We start from the raw sequence: 8,809 nt of genomic DNA on the forward strand, positions 1-8,809 counted from the left end.
TTCGGCAAGAATCTGATCAATGGGTCTAGGCATAGTCGCCTTCGTCTATGGATACCTCATCGAACAGGTCGCGCGTCAGCTCCATCGGGCGGACGATCTTTTCGATGAAGGCAATTTCTCCGTCCTCCAGCCGATATTTCACGTAGAGGTCGTCATCCGTCCACTGCCTGTCCCACTCCTGGGTCGGCACGAAGGTATAGACCTTGCGGGTTGTGTCCTGCGAAGGTTTGTGCAACAGCACCAGCAGCCGGGTCAGACGGCAGGCGAGATATGACAGGGCGCTTTCGGCCTCGTCTCGGGTTTCGAACGGGCCGATGCAAAGATAGGTTTCGGAGCAAATGCTGCCCGGCTCGCCGATGAAGGGGGTGCTGAGGATTCTGTGCGGATAAGTGTCGCGGTTGCCCGTGCCCGGCGCGGCTCGGCCAATGAAGATCTTCCACTTGTCGATGAGCTCGACGCCCGTCTCGACGTCATTGCGCGCGACATAGCCCGTGCCGCCATTCTGGTAGATCAGCACATCGCCAGAACGTTTGGTCTTTCGCCCCTTGAAAGTCGTTTCAAAGCCAAAAGGTTTCCGGGAACTCACCAGTCTGTCGAAGCGTCTCTCCTCCGGCAGCGCCAGCGTATCGGCCTGGCCGGTTTCGATGGCGATGACTTTTTTGAGGATCGACAGCCCTTCGTTGAAGCGGATGAATACATCCACACCCGGCTCCAACAGCGGCCGCACGGCCGTGGAGACCGGCCAATCCTTGAAATGCGTGCTGACGCGGCACGGGCCGGGGTGATCCCGATCCCAGAGAAAAAAGCACACGCCCCCCTTGAGCCCCACGCCGGGAAACACATCCGCCGCGCTGAGATAGTCGTCGAGGGAACGGATGCGATCGTCGTGAAGCATGGACTCCCGAAACTCGTCGAGGCCTTTTCCCCCGGCAAACCAGCGGGACGGGATCACGAAGGACAGATAGCGTGGTTCGAGCTTCTTCGCCTGCTCGACGAACAGGTGATAGATCGGCGCCGCGCTTTTGCCATAGCCGCCGTCTTCAAGCTGATACGGCGGATTGCCAATAATCACATCGAATTGCATGTCGCCTCCAAAGATTTCCTTCATGCGGGCCCGGATGTCGTCGGTGTGGATGAACGCATAGGCGTAGTTTTCCAACTCTTCGCCACGCTCCAGAATCGCCCTGGGCGCATCGCAATACACGCACTTGGTCTCGCCCCATGTGTGCTCCACCCGCTCGAACCAGATATTGCCATCCTCGCTGGTAAAGGCCTTGCAGATGGAGTGCGGCCCGTTGGCGTGTTTGCTGCAATACACGCTGCGACGCGCCAGCATCGCGGTGAGCCGGGTGATGCCGATGCCAAACACCTGCTTGGTGAGGATGTGATTCACCCGTTCCTGCAGGTCGGGAATCTGATCCTTCAACCCCTCCACCAGCCGGCGGGTGATCTCGCGCAGGAACACGCCCGACTTGGCGCAGGGGTCGAGAAAGCGCACGTTCGCATCGGCCCACAGGTTCGCCCCACCATGGCCAGCCGCCCATGCCTCAGCCAAGGTATCCAGCATGCGGTTGGCAAGCTCCGGCGGGGTGAACACCTCATCGTTGGAAAGATTGGCGATGCAGGTGAGCACATCCGGATTGCGCCCGCGAAGACGGAAGGGGGCTTGCCTCATCACGGGTGCGCTCCCAGCACAAAACGCGCCTGCTCGATGCGCAGCATCTGGTAGGGCGTCATGAAACGCACGCCCAGTCCCACGCAGGCGTCAGGAATCTTGATCCGGTTCGACGAGTTGGATGGATGTTCATGGGTCACCATCACATGATTGCCGGCCAGCGCATGGGCGATAAGATAGAAATCTGCGGCCTGAAAAAACGCGTTGATGGCCGCTGCGGTGTAGTGTTGGCTCGTGGCCCAGGTGCTGACTTGCCCAAACTGTGCTCTCAGCGCAGGCGGCGTCCGTCGAAAAAGGTGCTGGCCGCGGGTCCGCGCCCATTCTGTCAACTCATCCTGACCGGCTTCGATTTCATCGGCCACCTTGTCGATGCTGAATACGGTGCCGGTGTTGCCCTTGTGCACCAGCCACTCCCAAAAGGCCGGGCAGAAATCCAGGCCATAGTGCAGATTCTTGGCGGACATGAACACGTTGGCATCGAGCAGATAGCTCATGCCATCACCCCCAGTTCGCGCGCGGCCTCATAGAAGGTCGCCGTCTTGCGCACACCGAGCATGCGGAAGGCATCCGGAAACGAGGTGAGGCCTTCCAGGGTGCTGGCGATGATGGCGCGGGCAAAGCGCTTGCTGACACGCGCGCTTAAGGAGCGATAGAAATCGCCGCCAGGCGCGCGTTCCGGAAGTCGGCGCAGGCGTTCCTGCTCCTCGCGGTAGTGCTGCCAGAGCGCATCCTGCGTGATGAAACCGGCGTCGAACAGACGACGCAAGGCGACCAGGGTGCTGACCTTGAACTCGTGCGCAAGCCGTTGGATTTCTTCCGGCACTGGCATGCGTGGATCGTATGCTGCGCGCAGCGATTCCATCGGCATCAGTAGCTCCGCTGCCACCTGGTTGCACCAGCGCTCGGTGTGCCGCTCGGGCACCTCGCCCGCTTGCGTGTTGGAAATGCCCGTGGCGCCCAGCCACACATGAGCCAGCTCATGCGCCAGCGTAAACATCTGCGCGGCCTTGCTGTCGGCGCCGTTCAGGAAGATCAGCGGTGCGAGTGCATCTGCCAGCGCAAAACCGCGAAATTCGGCCACGTCCAGCTTGCGGTGGCTGTTGCTGCCCACTACGGAACTCACCATCACTATCACGCCGGCATCCTCGGCCTTGGCGATCAACTGGCGCAGCGCTTCCGTCCAGGTGGGCAACTGACGACGAGCTTCGGTGGATAGGCCTAGAGAATCTCGCAGACGTTGCGCCACGGCCTCGGGCGCTTCTTTGACACTGGCACTGCCGACGAAGGACAAGGCCGGCAAGCCGTGCATGCGGGCATGCTCGCGGTACCAGTCCTGCCGCTGCTGACACAGGTAAAGGGTATCCAGCAAGTCGCTGCTGGGTTCTGCAAGCGTTGCGTCGCGCAGGGTGCGGAAGTCCGGTACCGGAAGCGAAAGCTGAGGCGGTGCTGGCAGAAAGAAGTAGCCGATGGCCGTGTGCGTGAGGCGCGCGAAATCTTCGAGTTGCCGCAGCGTGGGCTGCGCTTCGCCGCGCAACCACAAGGGCCATTTCCTGAAGCGCGCCGTGAGGCTTTCGTCGTCCAGATGCGCGCGTTGCGCTGCCCAGCGCAACACGGGAATGGATGCGGCAACGGTGCTCATGCCTCCTCTATGGGTAAGGATGCCGCTGCAGGTGCGGCCAGGGCCGCCAGTTCGCGTACCGTCATCGGCGGGTAGGTTTTCGTCGGCGTGAAGATTTCATGCCTGCCGAGATGGGCGAAGAGCGAGCCTTGCGCGCTGAAGGCCGAGGAGCCGGTGAGCACGTCGAGGCGGAAATCGCGGCGCTGGAACTTGCCCTTGCCGAGGTAACCCCACTCCGCAAAGGTGATGGGTTGATCGTCGTGCGTGCGCATCTTCAGGGCATCGCCGTGAACAAGATTCTGCGACAGTACGTAGGAGGCGGCCCGATATAGCTCGTCTGCCTCATCAAGGTCCAGATAGTCGGTAAAGATCTCCAGCATGTTCGTGCGGCACTCGGCGATATTGTCCGCCAGCAGTTCGATGCCGTAACAGCACATCAGCGCGAACAGCGCGTAGTGGCGCTTTCCAAACTCGCTCTTGCCGTACTTGAGTTCGACCGCGGCAAGCTTCCGTTGGAGGACGCGCACAAGAAAGTTTCCGCTGCCGCACGCCGGCTCCAGAAAGCGGGAGTCGATGCGCTCCGTCTCGGCCTTCACGAGGTCGAGCATTGCTTCCACCAGCCAAGGCGGCGTGAAAACCTCCCCGTGGTCCGCAACGCGTTGTTTGGACTTGACGTAGTTCATGGGGCGATCCGCTTCGGACGGTGCGTCTACTCGGTCACTGCGGGCTAACTAGTAGTTATACCGCACCTGCGGTACATCACCCTCTCGAGAGGAGTTATACCGAAGTAGCGAATGCTGATAAACCCTCGAGGTTTTTTATTCACTCAAAACCTCCCCCTTTCTAAACTCGGTTCGCGAGGCAACCCAGGTTCGCAGTTTAGCCCGGAGCACCAAGCAGGCATACATCTAAATATATATAACCGATTTTACCCGGCCACACGGTAAAATAAACATTCAAATGGCTTGGGGAGGCGAGGGCCTGCCTTACCGATATGGCAGTAAATCGGAGCGTATCGGCATCAACGCAGAATATGGCCCTGTTAGCCTCGCTTTTTGTGTACAAGGTGGTTCTTGAGAACCCCCTACCCAAGAACATCCAGACCAAACTAGCCTATACCCGTGGGGTTCACCATCTGGTTCTGTTGCTGCCATACGGAATTGAAACGCGCTTGATGTTGGCTTGCACAGGCCGGGTCGCTTAATTCTCCAGCGGAATTGCAGCACGGCCTCCATGCAGTGCGAATAAAAGCCTAAAGTTTGTCTTCGGGGAGCTTCGCCAAACCCCTATACTTGGCCGTGGAAGGGCCGGATGGAAGGTTTGCTGATTCATGCGGTGGTGCGCGAGCTGGCGGGGCAGTTGCCTCTGCGCAGCCTGGGCTGGGCTTTTCCAGACGAGGGGACAGCAGCGCTTTTGTTGGAGGGGGTGGGCAACCTGGTGCTGCGCTACCGCCCGCCTAATCCGATTTTCACAGTGGAGCCGGGTCGTCTGGAAGGCGAGGCCCGAACCCCTTTTCAGCGGCTGCTGGCTGCGCGCTGCAAGGGGCGGCTTCTGGCCTTAGAGCAGATCAAGCTCGACCGGGTGGTGGTGTTGGCGTTCGAGGGAGAAAAGGGCTTTGTGGAGGTGGCCCCAACCCGGCTGGTCTTCGAGCTGACCGGGCGCAATGCCAACCTGATACTCTGCGACCTCGAGGGGCAGATTCTAGGCATTGACCGCCCGGTTACGTCCGCCATCAACCGCTTCCGGGAGCTGCGGCCCGGTCTGCCCTACACCCCGCCCCCGCCCTATCAGAAGCTGGACCCACGCACCCTGCGGCCGGAGGAACTCACCTCGTTCGTGGGCCAGACGTTTGCCCAGCTCATCAAACACCTGGATGGGGTGGGCAAGGAACTGGGGGCCGAACTGGTGCGCCGTGCCCAGATCAGCCCCCAGACGGTACTGAACCCCGAACATCTACCACTTATCCACAGGGTTATCCACAGGCTGGTGGAGCAGCCCGGTGGACAGGCTCACCTGTCTGAAGACCTACGACAGGTCTGGGAGGAAGAAGAGACCGAGGCCCCGCGCAAGCCATTGCGCGAGGCCCTCCAGCGGCAGATCAAAACCCTGCAAGCCCGCTTACAGGACTACCAGCGGGCCATAGAGCGGCTCGAGGAAGCCCAGCGTTTGCGCCAGTGGGGCGACCTGCTGATGGCCTACGGCCATACCCTACCGCCGGGGCCTGTAGCGCGCCTTCCGGACTTCTTTGGTAAGCCCGTCGAAATTCCGCTGGAAAAGGGGCTCTCCCCCATCCAGAACGCTGTCAAGTATTACGAGCGGGCTAAGCGCCTGGAGGGAAGCGCCGAAAAAGCCCTCGCGCTGATACCTGCTACCGAGGCCCAGATTGCCGACCTCGAGGCCGCCCTAAGGCAGCTCGAGCATCTGTCCCGCACAGAGCTACTGGAGCAAAACCGCAAGATTCGGATCAAAGGCCCCCAGGTAGGGCTACGCTTCAGAAGCCCCGGCGGTTTTGAGGTTTGGGTGGGCCGCAACAGCAAGGAAAACGATCTCCTGACCCGCATGGCCCACTCCGAAGACCTGTGGTTCCACGCCCAGGGCCTTCCCGGCTCGCACGTCATCCTGCGCACCCAGGGACAGCCCGCCGCCCTGCCCGACTTGCTCTATGCCGCCCAGCTCGCGGCTTATCACTCCAGGGCCAGGGGCGAGACAAACGTACCGGTGGACTACACCCCCAAAAAACACGTCTGGCGGCCACGCAAGGCGGCCCCGGGGCAGGTGCTCTATACCCAGGGCAAGACCCTGTTTGTAGATGCAGCGCTGCCAGAAGGATAAGCGCTTCAGGGCGAAGCGGAGGGCTCTTCATCGGCACGCACGCGCAACCAGCGGGCCGCCAGGGGCAGGGTAGTACCCTGCACCAGCACCGAGAAGAGCACCACGAAAAAGGTTACGTTGAAGATTTTCTGGGCGGCCTCTACCCCGGCCAGCAAGGGAAAGGTGGCCAGCACAATAGGAATGGCTCCGCGCAGGCCCACCCAGGCAATAAAGGCCTTCTCGTTCCGGGTGAAGCGGGGCGTGGGCAGGCTGAGCCATACCGCCACCGGACGGGCTACCAGCATCAGGAACAAGGCCAGCAGAATTGCACTTGGGGCCACCGAGGGCAGTTGGGAAGGAAACACCAGCAGGCCCAAAGTCAGGAACATACCAATCTCCATCAGCCAGCTGTTGCCTTCATGGAAACTGAGGAGAGCAGTTTTGCGAGGAAAATCGCTGTTGCCCACCACCACCCCGGCCACATACGCGGCCAGGAAGCCGCTCCCGCCGAGTACCGCCGTTAGCGAGAAGATCAGGAGCATCAGGGTGATGGAAAGAACTGCATACAGCCCATCGAAGCTGAGCCGCAGGTGACGCAGCAGCCAGACCGAGGCCCGCCCAAGCCCGTACCCGAGCAGCAGGCCCAGCAGCATCTGCTGGGCGAACAGGGGCAGAATCTGCCAGCCGCTCATCTCAGGCTGGGTCAGGAGCAGGGTCAGGCCCACCGTCAGGAAAACCGCCATGGGGTCGTTGGTGCCCGACTCGAACTCGAGCAAAGGTCGCAGCGGCTTGCGCAGACGCACCGCCCGCTCGCGCAAAACGCCGAACACCGCGCTGGCATCGGTGCTGGAGACAATGGCCCCCAGCAAGAGGGCCTCGAGCCAGCGCAGATCGAGCACCCAGTAGGCAAAAGCACCGGTGGCCAGCATGGTAATAAGTACACCCAAAGAAGCCAGCGAAAGCCCCGGCCCCAGAATGGGTCGCACCGTGCCCCAGCGGGTAAAAAGCCCCCCGGAGTACAAAATAAAAACCAGCGCCACCGTACCCACAAACTGGGCCAGGGCGTAGTTGTCAAACCAGATACCCCCCGGCCCGTCACTACCGGCCAGCATTCCAATAGCCAGAAACAACAAGAGCCCCGGCACCCCCAGCCGCCCACCCAGCTTGGTGGCCAGCACGCTCAGGAGCAGCAAAACGCTCACAACCAGCAGGATGAGTTCGGCCTTTGGCAACTACACCTCCATGACCCGGCTGCTCTATTGGGCAGACAGCGCATTTTCTGGTGCTCAGGGGGCACCCTGGGGTTCAGTATGCCGCCAAACTCAGCGCCAAGCAGCGGCTCAGTTCTCAATTCGGGTGTGCAGATCGCCAATGCCTTCGATGGCCACTTCCACCTGGTCGCCGCGCTTGAGCTCGCCTACCCCTTCAGGCGTACCGGTCAGTACCACATCGCCAGGCTCCAGGGTCATGAAGCTGCTGATGTAAGAGAGGATTTTAGCCACCGGGAAGATCATCAGGCTGGTGTGGGCCTCCTGGCGCAGCTCCCCGTTCACATAAGTGCGCAGGGTGGTGTTCTGGGGGTCAAGCGAGGTAACCAGCCAGGGCCCCAGGGGGCAAAACTTGTCGGCGGACTTGGCCCGCACCCACTGCAGGTCGGTTTTTTGTTTGTCGCGGGCGGTTACGTCCAGAGCGCAAGTGTAGCCCAGCACGTGCTCGAGGGCCTCGTCCTCGGGCACATTCTTCATGCGGCTCTCAATCACCACCGCCAACTCCCCTTCGTAGTGCAGCAGGTTGGTGAAGCTGGGGTAGGGCACCACATCGCCGGAGCGGTCGGGGCGGGCCGGATTGGCCGGGTGGGCCAGGGTATTGGGCCCCTTGAGGAACAGCCCCGGCTCTTTGGGAAGGTCACCGCCAAAATCGTGGCCCATTTCGCGGATGTGGTCGAGGTAGTTGCGCCCTACGCACACAATCTTGCTGGGTGTGGCCGGGGCCAGCAGGGTGACCCCGCCAAGGTCAAAGTGCCGGCCCGTGGGGTTGCCCGCCGGGCCGTCGGTTTCGTGGATCGTCTCGCCTTCCAGAACCCCCCATTGACCAGCGCCAAAACGTACAATCTTCATAGTGGCTCAAGTATACCGTTGTGCATCTCCCCTGCCTTGGGACGTTTGGCTTACCTGGTGGCCTGTCCAATGGCCATTCAAGACGCGCGGGCCGGGGTGCTAAAGTCTACATTGGGTCGCCTCGAGTTCGGCTTTGTCGAGATAAGAATGGGAAAGGAGTGTACATGAACGCACTTTTGCTCTGGATTTTGGGCATTCTGGGGGTGCTGATATTAGTCTGGGGGCTCACCCGCCTGCAGCGCGGCGGACTGGCCTGGGTGGGCTTCGGTCTGGTACTGGGCTTGTTTGGCCTGGGCGGGGCCTGGCTGCACCATCAGTACGGCGTCTCGGTCTTCTGGGGGCTGGGCGTGCTGGGGGTGTTGCTGCTGGTCTGGGCGCTACTCAACCTCAGGAGCCGGCTGGCCGGCTGGATCACAGCCCTGGCCGTTTTGCTGGCACTCACCGGCTTTGGCAGCATTGCACTCTTGAGCAGCAGCAGCCCCAACCTGCTGACCTCCGGTGCCATTCCCGATCCGCTCAACAATTTCCGCACCAACCCGGCCATGCCACCTACTGCAACCCCCACCACCCCCGAACCCACCCCAGCAG

The 8,809-nt window shown here is 61.3% G+C and carries 8 protein-coding genes and 1 pseudogene (1 of these 9 running past the window's edge); 2 read left to right on the forward strand and 7 right to left on the reverse strand.

The genetic code is table 11. The features are described from left to right. The 5 genes in view from Mhypo_RS14755 to Mhypo_RS14775 are tightly spaced (each overlapping or abutting the next) and all read right to left on the reverse strand, a layout consistent with a single transcriptional unit that may run on beyond the window. Positions 1-33, reverse strand: partial view of a DEAD/DEAH box helicase gene (locus Mhypo_RS14755; RefSeq protein ID WP_119342045.1) — the beginning only. Its footprint begins 2,532 nt before the window's first position; 33 of the gene's 2,565 nt are visible here — the first part of the coding sequence; it begins with the start codon at positions 31-33; its stop codon lies beyond the left edge, outside the window. Then, positions 26-1,675 (reverse strand): Eco57I restriction-modification methylase domain-containing protein, encoded by a 1,650-nt coding sequence (locus Mhypo_RS14760; RefSeq protein WP_206074935.1) that lies wholly within the window; start codon positions 1,673-1,675, stop codon positions 26-28. Before Mhypo_RS14760 ends, Mhypo_RS14755 begins: the two co-directional genes overlap by 8 nt. Then, positions 1,675-2,169, reverse strand: a complete 495-nt coding sequence (locus tag Mhypo_RS14765; RefSeq protein ID WP_119342047.1) for a DUF4411 family protein — start codon at positions 2,167-2,169, stop codon at positions 1,675-1,677. The genes Mhypo_RS14760 and Mhypo_RS14765 overlap by 1 nt, the downstream gene beginning before the upstream one ends. After that, complete coding sequence (locus Mhypo_RS14770; protein ID WP_119342048.1) at positions 2,166-3,314, reverse strand: ImmA/IrrE family metallo-endopeptidase; 1,149 nt, start codon at positions 3,312-3,314, stop codon at positions 2,166-2,168. Before Mhypo_RS14770 ends, Mhypo_RS14765 begins: the two co-directional genes overlap by 4 nt. Then, complete coding sequence (locus Mhypo_RS14775; protein ID WP_119342049.1) at positions 3,311-3,976, reverse strand: N-6 DNA methylase; 666 nt, start codon at positions 3,974-3,976, stop codon at positions 3,311-3,313. Before Mhypo_RS14775 ends, Mhypo_RS14770 begins: the two co-directional genes overlap by 4 nt. A gap of 628 nt (positions 3,977-4,604) precedes the next feature. Between Mhypo_RS14775 and Mhypo_RS14785 the strand changes: the two genes are divergently transcribed. Next, on the forward strand, positions 4,605-6,125 hold the full coding sequence (locus tag Mhypo_RS14785; RefSeq protein WP_119342050.1) for an Rqc2 family fibronectin-binding protein: 1,521 nt from the start codon (positions 4,605-4,607) through the stop codon (positions 6,123-6,125). Positions 6,126-6,130: 5 nt separating this feature from the next. On the opposite strand, the gene Mhypo_RS14790 is transcribed toward Mhypo_RS14785, so the two are convergent. Together Mhypo_RS14790 and Mhypo_RS14795 are read right to left on the reverse strand one after the other, a co-directional pair. Then, a complete protein-coding gene (locus Mhypo_RS14790; protein ID WP_240637274.1) occupies positions 6,131-7,336 on the reverse strand; it encodes a potassium/proton antiporter in 1,206 nt (401 codons plus the stop codon). Between the two features lie 108 nt (positions 7,337-7,444). Beyond that, the gene (locus Mhypo_RS14795) at positions 7,445-8,221 is read right to left on the reverse strand and encodes a fumarylacetoacetate hydrolase family protein (protein ID WP_119342051.1); all 777 of its coding nucleotides are present in this window, start codon (positions 8,219-8,221) and stop codon (positions 7,445-7,447) included. Between the two features lie 164 nt (positions 8,222-8,385). Between Mhypo_RS14795 and Mhypo_RS14800 the strand changes: the two are divergent. Then, positions 8,386-8,809: pseudogene (locus Mhypo_RS14800) on the forward strand (PEGA domain-containing protein); the annotation flags it as partial.

The sequence above is a fragment of the Meiothermus hypogaeus genome (genome assembly GCF_003574035.1).
Classification (GTDB): Bacteria; Deinococcota; Deinococci; order Deinococcales; family Thermaceae; genus Meiothermus; species Meiothermus hypogaeus.

What these genes read in the sequence shown, in the direction of transcription:
- Mhypo_RS14760 (WP_206074935.1), bottom strand. Translation starts at nt 1,675, where the DNA reads ATGAGGCAAGCCCCCTTCCGTCTTCGCGGGCGCAATCCGGATGTGCTC.
- Mhypo_RS14765 (WP_119342047.1), bottom strand. Translation starts at nt 2,169, where the DNA reads ATGAGCTATCTGCTCGATGCCAACGTGTTCATGTCCGCCAAGAATCTG.
- Mhypo_RS14770 (WP_119342048.1), bottom strand. Translation starts at nt 3,314, where the DNA reads ATGAGCACCGTTGCCGCATCCATTCCCGTGTTGCGCTGGGCAGCGCAA.
- Mhypo_RS14775 (WP_119342049.1), bottom strand. Translation starts at nt 3,976, where the DNA reads ATGAACTACGTCAAGTCCAAACAACGCGTTGCGGACCACGGGGAGGTT.
- Mhypo_RS14785 (WP_119342050.1), top strand. Translation starts at nt 4,605, where the DNA reads ATGGAAGGTTTGCTGATTCATGCGGTGGTGCGCGAGCTGGCGGGGCAG.
- Mhypo_RS14795 (WP_119342051.1), bottom strand. Translation starts at nt 8,221, where the DNA reads ATGAAGATTGTACGTTTTGGCGCTGGTCAATGGGGGGTTCTGGAAGGC.